12 protein-coding genes are annotated in these 16,022 nt (G+C 66.1%); 4 read left to right on the top strand and 8 right to left on the bottom strand.

The features are described 5' to 3' along the window. Positions 1-42: 42 nt before the first annotated feature. The gene (locus tag AC05QJ_RS19635) at positions 43-1,614 is read right to left on the bottom strand and encodes an EAL domain-containing protein (RefSeq protein WP_476742950.1); all 1,572 of its coding nucleotides are present in this window, start codon (positions 1,612-1,614) and stop codon (positions 43-45) included. A gap of 361 nt (positions 1,615-1,975) precedes the next feature. Between AC05QJ_RS19635 and hppD the strand changes: the two genes are divergently transcribed. Further along, entirely contained in the window at positions 1,976-3,052 is a 1,077-nt protein-coding gene (gene hppD, locus AC05QJ_RS19630) for a 4-hydroxyphenylpyruvate dioxygenase (RefSeq protein WP_476742949.1), read from the top strand. Between the two features lie 86 nt (positions 3,053-3,138). On the opposite strand, the gene AC05QJ_RS19625 is transcribed toward hppD, so the two are convergent. After that, positions 3,139-4,440, bottom strand: coding sequence for an NtaA/DmoA family FMN-dependent monooxygenase (locus tag AC05QJ_RS19625; RefSeq protein ID WP_476742948.1), 1,302 nt, complete (start codon positions 4,438-4,440; stop codon positions 3,139-3,141). 119 nt (positions 4,441-4,559) lie between these two features. Continuing rightward, positions 4,560-6,635, bottom strand: a complete 2,076-nt coding sequence (locus AC05QJ_RS19620) for a TonB-dependent receptor (RefSeq protein ID WP_476742947.1) — start codon at positions 6,633-6,635, stop codon at positions 4,560-4,562. A 248-nt stretch (positions 6,636-6,883) separates the two neighbouring features. On the opposite strand from AC05QJ_RS19620, the gene AC05QJ_RS19615 reads away from it, so the two are divergent. Then, positions 6,884-7,681 (top strand): IclR family transcriptional regulator, encoded by a 798-nt coding sequence (locus AC05QJ_RS19615; protein WP_476742946.1) that lies wholly within the window; start codon positions 6,884-6,886, stop codon positions 7,679-7,681. A 67-nt stretch (positions 7,682-7,748) separates the two neighbouring features. Here the strand turns inward: AC05QJ_RS19615 and AC05QJ_RS19610 are convergent, their stop codons facing one another. Genes AC05QJ_RS19610 through AC05QJ_RS19600 form a run of 3 tightly spaced genes read right to left on the bottom strand, consistent with a single transcriptional unit; the run spans position 7,749 to position 10,106 of the window. After that, on the bottom strand, positions 7,749-8,504 hold the full coding sequence (locus tag AC05QJ_RS19610) for an SDR family oxidoreductase (RefSeq protein WP_476742945.1): 756 nt from the start codon (positions 8,502-8,504) through the stop codon (positions 7,749-7,751). Further along, a complete protein-coding gene (locus tag AC05QJ_RS19605; RefSeq protein ID WP_476742944.1) occupies positions 8,501-9,292 on the bottom strand; it encodes an SDR family NAD(P)-dependent oxidoreductase in 792 nt (263 codons plus the stop codon). Before AC05QJ_RS19605 ends, AC05QJ_RS19610 begins: the two co-directional genes overlap by 4 nt. Next, complete coding sequence (locus AC05QJ_RS19600) at positions 9,285-10,106, bottom strand: molybdenum cofactor biosynthesis F family protein (RefSeq protein WP_476742943.1); 822 nt, start codon at positions 10,104-10,106, stop codon at positions 9,285-9,287. The genes AC05QJ_RS19605 and AC05QJ_RS19600 overlap by 8 nt, the downstream gene beginning before the upstream one ends. Positions 10,107-10,263: 157 nt before the next feature. Here AC05QJ_RS19600 and AC05QJ_RS19595 point away from each other — a divergent pair, with 157 nt between their 5' ends. Together AC05QJ_RS19595 and AC05QJ_RS19590 are read left to right on the top strand one after the other, a co-directional pair. Continuing rightward, positions 10,264-12,591, top strand: a complete 2,328-nt coding sequence (locus tag AC05QJ_RS19595) for a putative bifunctional diguanylate cyclase/phosphodiesterase (protein ID WP_476742942.1) — start codon at positions 10,264-10,266, stop codon at positions 12,589-12,591. Continuing rightward, positions 12,579-13,451, top strand: a complete 873-nt coding sequence (locus tag AC05QJ_RS19590) for a phosphate/phosphite/phosphonate ABC transporter substrate-binding protein (RefSeq protein ID WP_476742941.1) — start codon at positions 12,579-12,581, stop codon at positions 13,449-13,451. Before AC05QJ_RS19595 ends, AC05QJ_RS19590 begins: the two co-directional genes overlap by 13 nt. A gap of 3 nt (positions 13,452-13,454) precedes the next feature. Here the strand turns inward: AC05QJ_RS19590 and AC05QJ_RS19585 are convergent, their stop codons facing one another. Continuing rightward, positions 13,455-13,829: a GFA family protein gene (locus tag AC05QJ_RS19585; protein ID WP_476742940.1), complete on the bottom strand. Its 375-nt coding sequence runs from the start codon at positions 13,827-13,829 to the stop codon at positions 13,455-13,457. A gap of 61 nt (positions 13,830-13,890) precedes the next feature. Further along, positions 13,891-16,011, bottom strand: coding sequence for a hypothetical protein (locus AC05QJ_RS19580; protein ID WP_476742939.1), 2,121 nt, complete (start codon positions 16,009-16,011; stop codon positions 13,891-13,893). Positions 16,012-16,022: the final 11 nt, after the last annotated feature.

Genomic DNA, 16,022 nt, shown 5'->3' with positions numbered 1-16,022 from the left:
GATACAACGTAAAGCGGGGGGAAGGATTGACCGCGCATGATCTCAGGGGGCCAGGGGTTCGGCAACCGTCGATGCCTCGGGTTGTTCGCCCAGGGCTGCGATGAAGTCGCTCAGGGGCATGGGCCGGCCGAACAGGTAGCCCTGCTGGTAGTCGACGCCGAAACGCGCCAGGTAATCCCGCTGCGCAGCGGTTTCCACGCCCTCGGCGACGATCCCCAGGCCGAGCTTGCCGGACAGCTCGATGATGCTGTCGAGAATGTGCAGCGACAGCGCATCGACGCCGATCATGCCGACGAAGCTCTGGTCGATCTTCAGGTAGTCCACTTTGAACTGGCGCAGGTAGCTCAGGCTCGACTGGCCGGTGCCGAAGTCGTCGATGGCCAGCAGCACGCCCATGTCGCGCAGGCGCTGGAACAGGGTGTCGGTGATGTCGCTGGGGATCACCGGGGTGCGTTCGGTGAGCTCAAGGGTCAGCTTCAGCCGTCCTGGCGGAAACCGTGCCAGCAGGGCCTGGCAGTCATCGCACAGGGACAGGTCCTGGCAGTGGGCGGCGGTGATATTGATGGACAGGTGAAAGCCCTCGTCGAAGGCGTCGGCGTAGGGCGCCAGTTGTTCACCCACCTGTTCCATCAGGCGGCGGGTCATGGGCACGATCTGCCCGCTGTGCTCGGCATAGGGAATGAACAGGTCGGGACGCACCAGCCCTTCGCGGGGGTGATGCCAGCGCATCAGCACCTCGGCCCCGGCCCAGCGGTAGTCGCCGCGGCGTACCACGGGCTGGAAGTAGGGGACGAATTCGTCGGCCTCCAGCGCGCGCTGCAGCTCGGCCTTCTGCGACGACGCGTGACGCAGTTGCCAGTAGCAGGCCGCGCCGGCACTGGCGCCGAGGAACAGCAGCAGGCCGAACAGCGCCGGGTACTCGCTGCGCATCAATTGCCAGGCCTGGCCGGGGCCGAAGCCGCTGTACAGGGTGAAGGGGTAGCGTTGCGAAGCGACCTGTGCAGCAGCCAGGGCGAAGCCAGGCACCGGCGTGTCGTTGACCTTGCCGCGCTGGTCGATCCAGTGCCCGCCCACCTGCAGGCGCAAGTCGATGTCGGGAGCGATCAGGCCCAGGGTACTGGTCAGGTGGTCGCCATCCAGGGTACTGATGGCACCTTTGTCGCCCTCGGTGAGGCGATACACCAGCAGGGGGTGCTCGGGTGACACCGAGTTGCCGTTCATCAGCCACAGGCGGCCGTCGGTGTAGTCGGCAGGGTTGACCGGCTCCTGGAAGTCGCCGAACAACGAACTGCAGTAGAGTTCGTCCCTGTAGGTCAGGTTGGTCGAGCGTACGAAGGAGCGGCGGGTCACTTGCTCGCGCAGTGCCAGGGTCACCTCGGCGCAGGGCTGGCCGGCCAGCGGCAGCAGGTCGCGAGCGGCGCCGGCGACATTGTCCAGCACCCGTTCCAGATGGCTGATCGCCTGGTGCGCACTGTTCAGCGCCCGGGCCTGCAGCTCGCGCTGGGCCTGCCAGTGCATGATCGCCAGACCGCACGCCACCGGTATCGCGCCCACCAGCCAGGGCAACAGGCGGCGCAGGGTGCGACCGCGCTTTCGGGATCTTTGCAGGGGCATGCCGGGTCCATCCATAAGGCGCTGTCCGCTCAGCATAGCGGGCAAACGGGCGTCGGGAAGAGGGCGCCTATCATCAAGGCTGAAGGCGCAACATGGCGTTGTGCACGCGACAGGCGACAAACGCATTTACGCCCTGTAGAATCGCGTTACGCATACAATAATAAAGTCCTCCGTCACGGAGGGCCAAGCCGCCGGGAATGGGTCCCTTATGAAGTGTCATGGCTTCAAACTGATTTACGGTGACTACCTCGCCCGCAGCGTGAGGGGCATCTCTTGCGCGCCACCTGATTCTTCCGCATCGATCGCACGTAACGCAGGCAACCGCCGTTATTGAACCGTTTTGATGATGAGGAATACGAACATGGCAGATATCTTCGAGAACCCGATGGGCCTGATGGGCTTCGAATTCATCGAATTCGCCTCGCCGACCCCCGGCACCCTGGAACCGATCTTCCAGATCATGGGTTTCACCAAGGTCGCCACCCACCGCTCCAAGGACGTGCACCTGTACCGTCAGGGCGGCATCAACCTGATCCTGAACAACGAACCGAAAAGCGTCGCCTCCTACTTCGCCGCCGAGCACGGCCCGTCGGTGTGCGGCATGGCCTTCCGTGTGCGCAATGCCCATGAAGCCTACGCCCGCGCCCTTGAACTCGGCGCGCAGCCGGTGGAAATCGAAACCGGCCCGATGGAACTGCGCCTGCCAGCGATCAAGGGCATCGGCGGTGCGCCGCTGTACCTGATCGACCGTTTCGAGGAAGGCAGCTCGATCTACGACATCGACTTCAACTGGATCGAAGGCGTGGACCGCAACCCGGCCGGCGCCGGCCTGAAAATCATCGACCACCTGACCCACAACGTCTATCGCGGGCGCATGGCCTACTGGGCCGGCTTCTACGAGAAGCTGTTCAACTTCCGCGAGATCCGCTACTTCGACATCAAGGGCGAATACACCGGCCTGACCTCCAAGGCCATGACCGCGCCGGACGGCATGATCCGCATCCCGCTGAACGAGGAGTCGTCCAAGGGCGCGGGGCAGATCGAAGAGTTCCTGATGCAGTTCAACGGCGAGGGCATCCAGCACGTGGCGTTCCTGACCGACGACCTGCTCAAGAGCTGGGACGCCCTCAAGCAGATGGGCATGCGCTTCATGACCGCGCCGCCGGAAACCTACTACGAGATGCTCGAAGGCCGCCTGCCGAACCACGGCGAGCCGACCGGCGAGCTGCAATCGCGTGGCATCCTGCTGGACGGTTCGTCCAACCCGGACGACAAGCGCCTGCTGCTGCAGATCTTCTCGGAAACCCTGATGGGCCCGGTGTTCTTCGAATTCATCCAGCGCAAGGGCGACGATGGCTTCGGCGAGGGTAACTTCAAGGCGCTGTTCGAGTCGATCGAGCGTGACCAGGTGCGTCGTGGTGTGTTGACCACCGAGTAAGACCGCTCATCCGCGCACAGGCTGCACCTTGACCGCCCCAGGCCTTCCCGGCCCGGGGCGGTTTGCGTTTGGCACGGCGAAGGCCGTCACTCGCTCAGGTGATGGATGAAGGTCGCGCCCGAGTACCGCTCGCGGAACAACCCCAGTTCTACCAGCCGCGGCACCACCTGTTCGAGGAACAGGTGCACCGACTGCACCGAGCCCCCCGGCGCGGCAATGAACCCGTCCATGGCGCCAGCCTCCGCCCAGTCGACGATCTGCTCGACCGCATCTTCCACCGTACCGATCACCTGCCAGTGCGCCGCCGAGATGACTTCCGGGCGCAGCAGCAACTGGTCCACCGTCAGCGACTCCCGTTCGATCAGCCGGCGCAGCAGGCTGGTGTGGGTGCGGCTGCTGGTTTCTGCCAGTGGGGGCGGCAGGTCGTCGCGGCTGACGGGGCGGTCCAGCGGCCAGTCGCTCAGGTCCAGGCCGGTCATCTCCTTGATCGAGGCGAACTTGCGCCGGCGGTCGATACGCGCATGGGTGCGCAGGAACAGCTCATGGGCATCTTCGCGGGTCGCCGCCAGATACAGGCTCAGGCCCGGCAGCAGGCGGATGTCGGCCGGCGAGCGACCGTGGCGTTCGGCGCGGCGGGACAGGTCGCGGCGCAGTTCCAGGGCGGCCTCCTTGTCCGGGGTAGGGGCGAACACCAGGTCGGCCACCGAGGCCGCGAAGTCTCGGCCTGACTCCGACGCGCCGGCCTGGATGAAGGGAATCCGCGCACCGGGGAAGGCCGGCACGTTGAGCGGGCCCTTGACCCTGAAATGCTCGCCCTGGTGGTCGACCGGGCGGATCAGTGCGGTGTCGGCGTAGCGTCCGGCGGCGCGGTCGATCTTCAGCGCCTCGTGGGGGAAGCTGGCCCACAGCGCCTGCACCAGTTCGGTGAACTCAGCGGCGCGCTGGTAGCGCTCTTCGGCGCCGGGCATCTGCGAAAGGCCAAAGTTCTCGTGGCCCTGCAGGGCAGTGACGATGTTCCAGCCCACCCGGCCATTGCTCACCCAGTGCAGCGACTGCAGTTGCCGGGCCACCACGTAGGGCGGGTAGAAGGTAGTGGACACCGTGGACACCAGACCGATATGCCGTGTCGCCTGGGCCACGGCGGCCAGCAGCACGGTGGGATCGAGGCTGGCGAAACCGGAGGCGGTTTCCATCACCTCCGTGGTCAGGCAACTGACGTCGGGGCGAAAGACGAAGTCCAGGTGTGCCGCTTCGGCGCGACGGGCCAGGTCGATGGCGAAGTCGGCGCTGAAGATGCCTTCGATATTGCTTTCGTCCCGGCGCCAGCCGTCGTTGCTCAGCCAGGTGGGGGCCAGGGACAGGCCGATGTGGAGTTTGCGTTGGGGCATTGGCGATTCCTGAGGGTTTGGGGGGCAGCTGCAAGTTTCAAGCTGCAAGCTGCAAGAAAAAGCAGGTGTACGCGGCCCCGCTTTTTCTTGTGGCTTGCAGCTTGTAGCTTGCCGCTTTTTCAGAACGAGCCTTTGACGCCCAGGCCGAACATCCGTGGTGTGGTCATGCTGGCCTCGGTGCCGCCGATGCCGCGGTTCTGCTGCAGGTAGATCGCGGTGCGGTCGTCGAACAGGTTCTTGACGTAGCCATACAGCTCCACGGCCTTGCTGAAGCGGTAGCTCATCCGTGCGTCGGTGAGGGTGTAGGCGTCGGTGGCGTAGCTCTTGGTGTTGGCGGTGTCGGAGTAGTAGCCGTCGATACGCCGCACCTGGGCCGACAGGTTCCAGCGCTCGGTGATGTCCCAGCTCGGGCCGAAGCTCAGGGTGTAGCCGGGCGAGCGGGCAAATTCGTTGGCTTCATAGCTGTTGTTGGACGAGATCTTGTCGATGCGGGTGCGCAGGGTGCCGGCGCTGGCCTTGAGGCTCAGGTTGTCCAGCACGCGGTAGTCGGCGCTCAGTTCCAGGCCGTAGGCGTGGGCCTTCTCGGCGTTGATGGTGTAGGACTGCGACACGCCCGTGGAGATCACCACCGGGATGTTGTACTGGGCGTCCTTGTGGTCCATGTAGAACAGGTTGCCGCTCAGTTGCAGGCGGTCGTCCAGCAGGCTGGCGCGGCTGAACAGCTCATAGTTCCACACCGACTCTTCCTTGAACGCCATCCAGTTGCGGGTACTCAGGTTCAGCGCCACGCCGCCGGGGTTGTAGCCGCGGCTGACCAGGCCGCCGACGGTCCAGTCCGGGGTCACGGCGTAGGCCAGGGAGACTTTGGGCAGCAGTGCCGAGAAGGTCTTGTTGTAGTCCAGCGCGGTGGGCGCCAGCACCGAGCGACCTTCGCGGTCGATGCGGTCTTGCTGGTAGCGCAGGCCGGTGCCCAGGGTCCAGCGGTCGGTCAGGCGAATGCTCAGGTCGCCGAACACGCCGAGGTTTTCCTTGGTGTCGTCGAAGGTGGAAAGGCCGCTCAGCAGCAGCGTTTCATCCGACTTGGTGCGCGCCACGTAGACGCCGGTGGCGCCGCTGACGGTACTGTCCTGATCGCCGAACACCAGGCGGGTTTCGTTGGACAGGTTCTTCTGCTGGAGGTCGGCGTCGCCTGAGCCGGCGATGCCGGTGTAGCGCTGCACATGGGACAGCGAGTACTGCGCCTGGTTGATCAGCTTCAGGCCGTTGTCGAAGTCGTAGCTGAGGTCCAGCACGCTGGTATTGGTGGACTGCTCCCAGCTCGGCATGGTGGTGGTGACGTGCTCGTTCCTGTGGAACGGCGCCGATGCGGCTTCCTGGCTCGGCCGGTTGGAGTCGGTATGGGAGAAGGTGTACTTGGCTTCGAAGCCGGGCAGGGCGCTGGGCAGCCAGAGCAGCTTGGCACGGGCGTTGGTCGAGCTGAAGTTCTTGTCCGCCTTGCCCTTCTGGAACGCCGGGCTGGTGTAGTCGATAAAGGTGTCGCGGGCCGAGTGGTCGAGCGCCAGGCGCCCGGCCAGGTCATTGCCGAGCAGTGGGCCGGAAACCGCCAGCGAGGTGCGGCGCGAATCGTAGTTGCCGACCTCGGCCTGGTAGGCGGCTTCAGGGGTGAAGCTTGGGTCCCTGGTGTTGACGATGATCGCGCCGGCGATGGCGTTGGCGCCCTGGGACGTGGTCTGCGGGCCGCGGAATACTTCGATGCTGTCCAGGTCCCAGACCGAGGTCGCGCCGAAGTACATCTCGTTGTAGTTCAGGTAGTGGCCGTCGAGGTTGATGGTGGCCCGGGGCACAGTGCCGCCCCAGAACACGTTCTGGCCGTTGTTCGGGCCCTGGCTGTCCATGCCACGGATCACCGGAGCGCCGACGCTGTCGGTGTAGATCACGTTGGGCACGTCATTGAGCACTTCGGTGACCGTGGAACTGCCGGTCTTTTCCCTGTCGATCTCGCGCCCGCTCTTCACCGTCACCGACGAGGCGGTGTTCTTCAGGTCCCGTTCGACTTTCTCGCCGGTGATGACGATCGGCTCGAAGTCCACGCGGCCGCTGCCTTCCTGGGCGGCCGCGTGGGTGGCGCCCAGCAGCGTCGAGAAGGTCAGGACGCTGAAACCGCGGGCAAGGGTGAGGGGTGAGTAGGCCTTCAAGATGCGCTCCAAATGAGAATGATTAAGATTTGTGGCGAGCCTATCACGGTGCCATCATATTCCTCAATAAAGAATTGATTCCACAATGTGGTTTGCGCTGGTTTGGAACAGGCCTTGTCGCGACCCGTGCCAGAGCCTTGTGCCCGGTAGTGGTAAAGCCGGTATGATGCGACCCGCCGCTGGCCGCCTTGCGGCGTTGCCCCAGCCTGTTGAGGAACAGCCGCGAGACAGCGGAGAGGAGAGCCGATTTGAAGACAGACCACGACGTTCAGGACGACGCGCCGGAAACCCCGGGCGAGAAGCGCTCCGGCACCATCCAGTCGGTGGCCATCGCCACGCGCTTTCTCAATGTGCTGGCCAGCGCCGAACGCGAGTTGGCCCTGGGGGAAGTGGCCCGGCGTACCAACACCGGTGGCTCCACCACTCACCGTTACCTGCAGAGCCTGGTCAAGGAAGGATTGGCCCGGCAGGACCCGGCCACCGGTCTCTACGACCTCGGCCCGGCGGCGCTGAGCATTGGCATCGCGGCGCTGAAGCGGGTGGATGCGGTGGAAATCGCCGCCCAGCACATGAAGGCCCTGGCCCATCAGCAGGCGGCCAGTGGCGGCGTGGCGATCTGGACCGAGCGCGGTCCGACCCTGGTGCGCTGGTACCGCAGCGCGTTCTTCTCGGTGAACTCGTTGGCCCTCGGCGACATCCTGCCGCTGGACAACACCGCCTGCGGCCTGGTGTTCCAGGCGTTCCTGCCCAAGGCCACCATCGATGCCGCGCGCAAGCAGCAGCCGGCGCATTTTCGCGGTACCCCGCCGGACAAGGCGTTGCTGGACGAGGTGCGAAAGAGTCGCTGGGCGGAACTGACCAGCCATTTGCTGTCGAACGTGACGGGGCAGGCGGCACCGGTGTTCGATGCCCAGGGCGAGATCGTCTGCTGCATGACCACGGTGACGGACCTGGGCCGGCTGAATTCGCCGGAAGATCGGGATGCGCTGTTTCGCGAGGCGAAGCGGGTGAATCAGTCGACCGGGGGGCAGGTCTGGGAGGGTTGAGCACGCGCTCTTTCAGTGTGTCAGTCAGATTGGGGCTGCAGCGCAGCCCCAGGTAATGACCAGGCGGTTACGCCTCGGGCAAGGTGGCACCGCCATCGACAATCAGCGTCTGCCCCGTCACATAGCCGGCATTGTCCGACGCCAGGAACAGCATGGCGGCGGCGATGTCGGCGGGTTCGCCAAGACGGCCCAGCGGCACGCCAGCGGCAATCCTGGCGTTGACCTCGGCATCACCAAGGTTGTCCATGGCGGGCGTGCGGATCATCCCCGGCTCGACGCCATTGACCCGCACCCCCAGCGGCGCCAGTTCCAGCGCGGCGTTGCGGATGAAACCGTTGACCCCGGCCTTGGACGCGGCGTAGTGGCTGAGCCCCGGATAGGCCACGCGTGGGCCGGTCACCGATGACGTCACCAGCACATTGCCGCGCCCCTGGCGGCGGAACAGCGGCAGCGCCGCCTGGGTCAGCCAGAACAATGCCGACAGGTTCACGTTCAGCGTACGCCGCAGCACCGTCTCACCGATCTGTTCGAAGGGCGTCAGGGGAAAGTACGCGGCGTTGTGCACCAGCACATCCAGACGTTCCAGCCCCTCCAGCAGGCTGAAGATCGCTTCACGGTCGGCCAGGTCGATGCCCGCCGCCTGCACCTGATGACCCTCGCCGCGCAGGCTGCCGGCCAGCGCTTGGGCGCCGGCCAGGTCGAGGTCGGCAATCAGCACTTCGGCACCGCCACGGGCGAAGCCCTCGACGATGGCCCGGCCGATGCCCTGGGCGCCGCCGGTGACCAGCACCTGCTGGCCGTGATAATCGAAGTGGGCATTCATGGCTGATCCTCCAGTCGGGTGTAGGCGAGGGTGGGCACGTCGACCACGGTGGAGCCGCCATCCGCAGTGATCACCGCCCCGGTGATGATCGACGCCTCGTCGCTGACCAGGAACTGGCACAGCGCGGCTATCTCATCGGCACTGGCGGCACGCCGCAGCGGCACGTCGGCCGTGACCCGCCGATAGGCGGCGTCGAGGTCTTCGCCGTAATGGGTCATCAGCGGTTGCATTTCCTCATCGGCCATCGGTGTGCGCACCCAGCCCGGACACACGCAGTTGACCCGCACCCCTTGCGGCCCGAAGTCCCGGGCCAGCGAGCGATTCAGACCGACCAGCGCATGTTTGGCCGTGGTGTAGCCGCACACCTCGGGCCCCGCCGCCAGCGAGGCGATGGAGCCCAGCAGGACGATGCTGCCGCGCCGTTCGATCAGCAGCGGCAGGCAGGCCCGGGCGCTGTGAAAGGCGCTGTGCAGGTTGCCGCGCATGGCCGCGTCCCAGGCGTCGTCGCTGGTCTCCAGGGCGTTGCCCAGGCCGTGACCGCCGGCGCAGCAGATCAGCGCATCGAGGCCGCCGAAGCGGGTGCGGACCTGTTCGATGAAGCCGGCCCACACCGCGCTGTCGGCGGCATCGCCGGCCAGCACCATGGCATCGTGCCCGGCCGCCACCCGTTCCAGCGCCTCGCGGCGCCGGCCCACCAGTACCAGGCGGTGCCCCAGTGCTGCCATGCGCTGTACGCAGGCCTCGCCGATGCCGGTGCCGGCACCGGTGATCAGCACGGTCTTAGTCATTGCCGTGGTCCGTGGTGTTGATCAGGTTGCAGTAGGACGCCACCGGGAAGTTGCTGAAGGCGTCGAAGCTGCCCTCGGCGTAGCCGAAGATCTTGCCGTCGCTGCGGTGCTCGCGCAGGTCGATCATCACCAGACCCAGGGTCGGGATGATCTTTTCGCGCCAGACGAACAGGTACAGCTCGTCGGTGATCTTGTAGTAGTGGCAGCGGTCGGTGTCGCACAGGCCTTTCTCGACGCCTTTCAGGCACTGCCAGGTGTAGTAGTGCTCGTTGAGGTAGATGTGCTCGTACTCTTCGGTCGGGCTGTAGCGGTAGCGGTTGCGGATGCCCACCAGTTCCTGGGTCGGTGCGTGCGGGCAGGCGCCGTCCTGCCACGGGCGATCAAGGGTGCCGTGGAGGAACTGCGCTTCGACGGCGGTCAGGTTCTTGCCGCCCAGGGCACGCTGGTACATGCCTTCGCGGGTTTCCTCGGCGCTCGGCATGTTGCCGATGACGGCGGTGAACGACTGGCTCAGGGTGTCCAGCACCAGGGTGATCGACCAGGTCTGGCCGTGTTCGGTCTTGAGGAAATCCACCAGCACGATGCCCGGACGTACGGAGGTGGCGCGGTACGGCGCGCTGCCGCTGGAGTGGCCGTCGGCGGCGTGCCAGTGCAGTTGCTCGGCGTCGAAGCGGTGCTCGATGGACCAGCCGTTGGCGAAATTCAGGGTCATGCGCTGGCCGGCCAGTTCGGCCAGTTGCGGCAGGATGAACGCTTCGGGGGCGAAGCCCTCGGCCAGGGCGCCTACGGTGATCCAGTCGGTTTGGGTGGTCATTGGAGATGGCTCGCAGTTGTTGTTGGAGCCGTGATGGTGCCGTGGAGCGGAGCGGGGCGGTATCAACCGGATGGTCGAGGCGCAGTGGTATACCAGTAACCCGGCTGTCACAAACTGGTAGTAATGTGCCATCACTTAACGGCAGGAATGAATCGTGGTGATCCGCCGGTCTTTTTCTTCTCTGAGCTTTCTGCAGTTCCTGCTGTTGTCCTCGTCCGTGGCAATTCTGCTGTTTCTCTGGATCCTGTACTTCCAGCAGAGAACCACGTCCGGGCAGGAGGCGCTGGCGGCCAAGGCCTCGGAGCACCTGAACCTCGCGACCATGGCGGCGGAGAACCTCGGGCAGTTGGTGGACCGTGCCCAGACCATCGGCCGGGCTGCCCAGGCCGACCTGCGCGGCAGCGGTCAGGGGCGCTGGAGCCTGGTGCGGATGCTCGCCGAAGACCCGGTGCTCAAGCGCATGAGCCTGTACCGCGCCGACGGCCGCCTGCTGTCCGCCAGCCACGCCGACGAGCCGCGGCAGTTGCCCGAGCAGTGGTTGCAAGCACTGCGCACACACACTGGCCGTTACGGCTTCAAGGCGTTCCTCCCGCCACTGGATGCCGACTCCCGCGAGGCGGCGCAGATCAACTGGCGCCTGCCGTTCCTGCTGCCCTTGACCGACCCGTCGCGGGGCGAGCCGGAAAGCATCCTGCTGGTGCAACTGGACATCGGCTACCTGGCGGTGCTGTTCCAGCACATCGACCTGGGCAGCAGTGGCCTGGTGCGCCTGCTCGACAGCGCCGGCCACGAGCGCCTGCGCATCGGCAACAGCGGTGTAGTGGTGGCCGGGGAGCCGCTGCGTCCCGACCTGCCGGCCAACGTCGAGTCGTCCGGACGCATCAGTCAGTTCAGTGCCGACGGCCATTTCCAGAGCCTGTTTCGCAAGGTGCTGCCACGGGGTTTCAGCATCGTCGTGAGCCAGCGCGAAGAGGAAATCCTTGCGCCGTCGCACCTGCTCTACGAGCGCCAGCTGTGGCTCAACCTGAGCATGACCCTGCTGATTCTCGCGGGTGTGCTGTGGAGTTGGCGGGTGCTGGGCAAGCGCGAGGAAGCCTTCGGTGCCCTGGAGCAGGCGCAGCAGATCAACCAGCAACTGATCCAGCGCCTGGAAGAAGAGCACCGGCGCAGCAGCCACGCCGCCGCCACCGACCACCTCAGCGGCCTGCACAATCGCCGGCAGTTCATGGAGACCGCCGCCCGCGCCCTGGCCGAGCAGCGCAGCAAGCGGCGCCTGCTGGCGATCCTGTTCATCGACATGGACCGCTTCAAATCGATCAACGACTCCCTCGGTCACAAGGTCGGCGACCTGCTGTTGCAGGCGGTGGCGGGGCGGATCAGTCGGGCCCTGGAACCGGGAGACGAAGCGGCGCGCTTCGGTGGCGACGAATTCGTGGTGCTGTTGGCGGGCAGCCGCAGCGAGGAGCAGATCGACGCCTGGGTGCGGATGCTGCTGAACAAGCTGTCGGCCCCCTACAAGCTGGACCGGCACGAACTCAACAGCAGCCCGAGCATCGGCGTGAGCATCTGCCCGCGGGATGGCCAGTCGGTGGACGAGCTGATCCGCCATGCCGATGCCGCGATGTATTCGGCCAAGCAGGCCGGGCGTGGCCAGTACCGCTTCTTCGATCCGTCGCTGAACGTGGTCAATGTCGCCGAGTTCGCCTTGGAGCAGGCGCTGGGGCCGGCCCTGAAGGAGCACCAGTTCGTCCTGCATTTCCAGCCCCAGGTGCGGTTCGACTCGATGCGGGTCGAAGGCTACGAAGCGCTGGTGCGCTGGCAGCATCCGGAATTCGGCCTGCTGTACCCGGACCGCTTCATCTCCCTGGCCGAGCGCAGCGGTTTCATCGTTGCCCTGGGCTGGGAAGTGCTGCGCCTGGCCTGCGAAGAACTGGTGCGCTGGCAGGCCCAGGGGATCCAGGCGGGGCTGGCGGTGAATGTCTCGCCCCTGCAGTTGCGCCAGCCGGACTTCAGCGCGCAACTGCTGGGCGAACTGCACCGCCACGGTGTGGAGCCGCACCGGCTGGAGCTGGAAATCACCGAGACCACGGTGCTGGACGACGAAGGCCAGGCCATCAAGCACCTGCAGGCGCTGCGCGATGCCGGACTGAGCATCAGCCTCGACGATTTCGGCCAGGGCTACTCCGGCTTTTCCCATCTGCAGGCGCTGCCGATCAACCGCCTGAAGATCGACCGCGCCCTGATCGCCCAGCTGTCCAACAGCCACGACGACAGCCCCATCGTGCTGTCCACCATCATCCTCGCCAAGCGCCTGGGCCTGGAGGTGGTGGCCGAGGGCGTGGAAACCCGCGAGCAGGTGGTGTACCTGCGTCTGGCCGGCTGCGACTTTGCCCAGGGCTATCACTTCAGCCGGCCGCTGACGCTGGCCCAGCTCTACCAATACCCTCCCTTTGTCGATGCCTTGGTGACTGCATGCGAGCACTGAATTACCTGTTTTGCCTGTTGCTGGCGTTATCGCTGGGCAGCGTCGCACAGGCCGAGTGCCGGCAGTCCGGCCTGCGCATCGCGGTGATCCCGAAGAAGAGCATGGAGGTGCTGATCAGGGACTATCAGCCGTTGCTGCAGCGGCTGAGTTCGGCGCTGGGCGTGCCGGTGTCGATCGTGCCGGCCTCGTCCTACGAGAGCGTGGTGGATGCGGTGGTGTCCGGCGGGGTGGACATCGCCTGGCTGGGGCCGGCGTCCTACGTGCTGGCCCAGCAGCGCGACCCGCGCATCGAGCCGTTCGCCAGCCTGACCATCAACAACGGCTACTTCACCCCGGCCGGGCATCATTACCAGGCACTGTTGCTGGCGCGCCGCGAGGTGGCGGCGGATGTCGAGTCGCTGCGCGGCAAGCGCGGGGCGCTGAGCGATCCGGCCAGCACCTCCGGCAGCGTGATTCCCAATGCCGAGTTTTCCGCTCTGGTGGGCATGCCGCTGGCGCAGTTCTTCGGTTCGGTGGCGTACAGCGGTTCCCACGACAAGTCGCTGGATGCCCTGCTCGAGGGGCGGGTAGACGCGGCGTTCGTCGCCAGCGTGCGGGCCGATGCCTACCTCAACAGTGGCCGGATCAGCCGTGACACCTTCAACGTACTATGGCGCTCGGAGCGCATCTACTACGATCCTTATGTGTTCAGCGGCAGCCTCTGCCCGGCGTACAAGGCGCGGATTCGTGCCGCCATGCTGGAGAACCAGGCCGGCCTTGCGGCGTTCCTGGCCTCCCAGGACGCCAGCGGCATCGCCCCGGTGAGCCGGGCCGAATATGCGCCGCTGGTGCGGATGATGAGTGCACGACCGGGCTCCTGAGCCTCAGGGCCGCCACCAGGCAGGCTTGCCATCCTCGAAGGCGTGGTGCTCGGGCTTGAGTTCGGGCGCCGCGGGATCGTCGAATGCGCCCACCAGCAGGGCCACCACTGGTTCGTCATCGACGGCGCCGATGGAACTGCCGCAACGCGGACAGAAGGCGCGGCTGGAACATTCCGAAGAACGGTACACCGCTGGCCGGCCGCCTTCTCCGGTCCAGTAGACCCGCTCGCGAGGAAACTCCACCCACAGGCTGGTCAGGGCACCACTGTGCCGCTGGCAACTGCGGCATGAACAGCTGTGGGGGTTTTCAGCAGGCGCGCAGGCTTCGAAGCGAATCCAGCCGCACAGGCAACCGCCAGGGTAGGTGGCAGGGGGCATAGTCAGTCCTTTGAGATGGGCAGGCCCGAGAGCTTAACGCAGAACTGACTGTGGCAACGCCTCAGAACGCCGACTCGCGAATGACCACCGCCATCAAGGTGTTCACGCCCTGCCACAGCAGACTCCTTCGCTCTCCGGCAAGCACCACGGTGCCGCGCAGGACCGTGGCGTTATCGGGTGCTTTACCGGTGACGGTCAGGCTGGCCCGGTACAGCGCCTGCTCAGGTTTGGGCGGCTCGTTACCGTCCAGGCTGGCGGCGATGCTGCCCTGGTAGGGTGACGCCAGCTCCGGGGCTGAGCCGAGGCGGCGGCTGGCCGTCTGGGCCAGGTGCTGCAATTGCACGGGCTGCGCGGCGCGGCTGATGGCCTCTGGGTAGAACCAGCCCTGGCTGTCGGGCGGCAGGTGTTGCAGGTCATGCTCTTCGATGAAGGCTTCGACCTGCTGGCCCCCGGCGTCCACCAGGGTGCCCAGCCACTCGCCTGCCGGCAGCCATTCACCCACCTGCAGCGGCTCGGCCACTTCCCGCACCTGGCCGGCAAAGGCCGCGCGCACGGTCAACGCCTGCCACTGCTGGCGCAGCACCTGCTGGCGCTGCTGTGCGGCGGCCAGTTCCTGGCGCACCACACCCACGCCGGTGGCGCTTTCGCGGTCGAGCAACTGGAAGCTGTTCTGCCATTGCAGGATGAGGATGCGGCGCTCGACGCTGTCCAGCTCATGACGCAAGTCCGGCGCGTCCAGCACGAACAGCGGCTGACCGGCCTCGACCTGGTCGCCGGACTGTACCAGCACCTGCGTCAGCCTCCCGGCCACCGGTGTGTACAAGCCGTTGTGCCGGGCCGCCTTGAGCAGCGCCGGCGCTTCGATGCTGCTGCGCCACGGCAGGCACACGAGCAGCAGGGCCAGCAGGCAGGCGGACAGGCTGATCAGGCTGTTGCGGTTCATGCGGTAGTCCTTGCGGCGGGCATACCACTGGCGAGCTTCGTTGACCAGCGGCAAGAGGATGAAATAGCCGATCTCCACGGCGAACAGCAGCAGGCCGAGCAGCTTGAAGGCGAAGTGATAGACCAGCAGGGCGATGCCCAGGAACAGGAAGAAACGGTAGATCCAGGTGCCGATGGAGTAGCCGATCAGCAGCCGGCGCAGACCCGACGGGAAGTGCTCCGGTGACGCGTCGCCGAAGCCGAACAGCCACTCGCGCAAGCGCCAGCGGGTCAGGGCGAAGGCCCGTTGCTGAAGGTTGGGCACGCCCAGCAGGTCGGACAGCAGGAAGTAGCCATCGAAGCGCATGAACGGGCTGAGGTTCACCGCCAGGGTAAGGATCCAGGTGGTGCTGGCGAGGGTGAACACGGCGCTGCGCAGCATGCCGTCCTGGAGGAAGCTCCACAGCAGTGTGGCCCAGCAGGCCAGGGCCAGCTCCGCGGCCATGCCGGCGGCGCCGATGGCCAGTCGCTGACGCCGCCGGGCCAGGCGCCAGGCGCCGGAGGTGTCGGTGTAGAGCACCGGCCACATCACCAGCAGGGCTACGCCCATGGTCGCTACCCGTGCGCCGTGGCGCTTGCAGGTGTAGGCATGGCCCAGTTCATGGAGGACCTTGGCGAGGATCAGGGTCAGTCCGGCCAGCGCCGCGCCCTGCAGGGTGAAGAAGTGCAGGAAGGTGTGGCTGAAGGTGTCCCACTGGCGCAGCACCAGGGCCAGGCCGAGCAGGCCGGCGCCCAGGGTCAGGAGCAGAAAGGTGCGGCTGAAGAACGGCGCGACCCAGGGCAGGGTCCGTTGCAGGAAAGCATCCGGGCGCAGCAGCGGCACGCGCACGAACAGGTAGTTCTTCAGCAGCCAGCGGGCCCAGCCGGTCTTGCGCCGGTCCAGGGTTTCCAGCAAGCGCTGGCGGTCCTCGTCGCCCTGGCTTTGCAGCAGATGGTTGTTGCGCAGGAAACGGCGAAAGCGCTGCACATCCTCGGCGTCGAGCTCAAGGGTGGTGCCGGCGCTGATCTGTTCGGCAATGCGCTGCGCGCAGCCCAGACCCCAGCGTTTGAGCATCTCCAGCTCGGCCCAGCCGAGACGGAAGAACTGCCCGCTGGCCGGATCTTCGAGGGTCCAGCCGGGAGCGCCGCGGGCGTCTCGCGGCCCCGGGTGCAGGCGCAGTTCTTCACGCAATTCGCCAAGGTCCGGGCTGGCGCTGCCCATGGCGGCACCGT

This window comes from Pseudomonas sp. TUM25319, from assembly GCF_056388475.1.
Note: the sequence above shows the minus strand (reverse complement) of the source record. Positions and strands in the feature narration are given on the sequence as shown.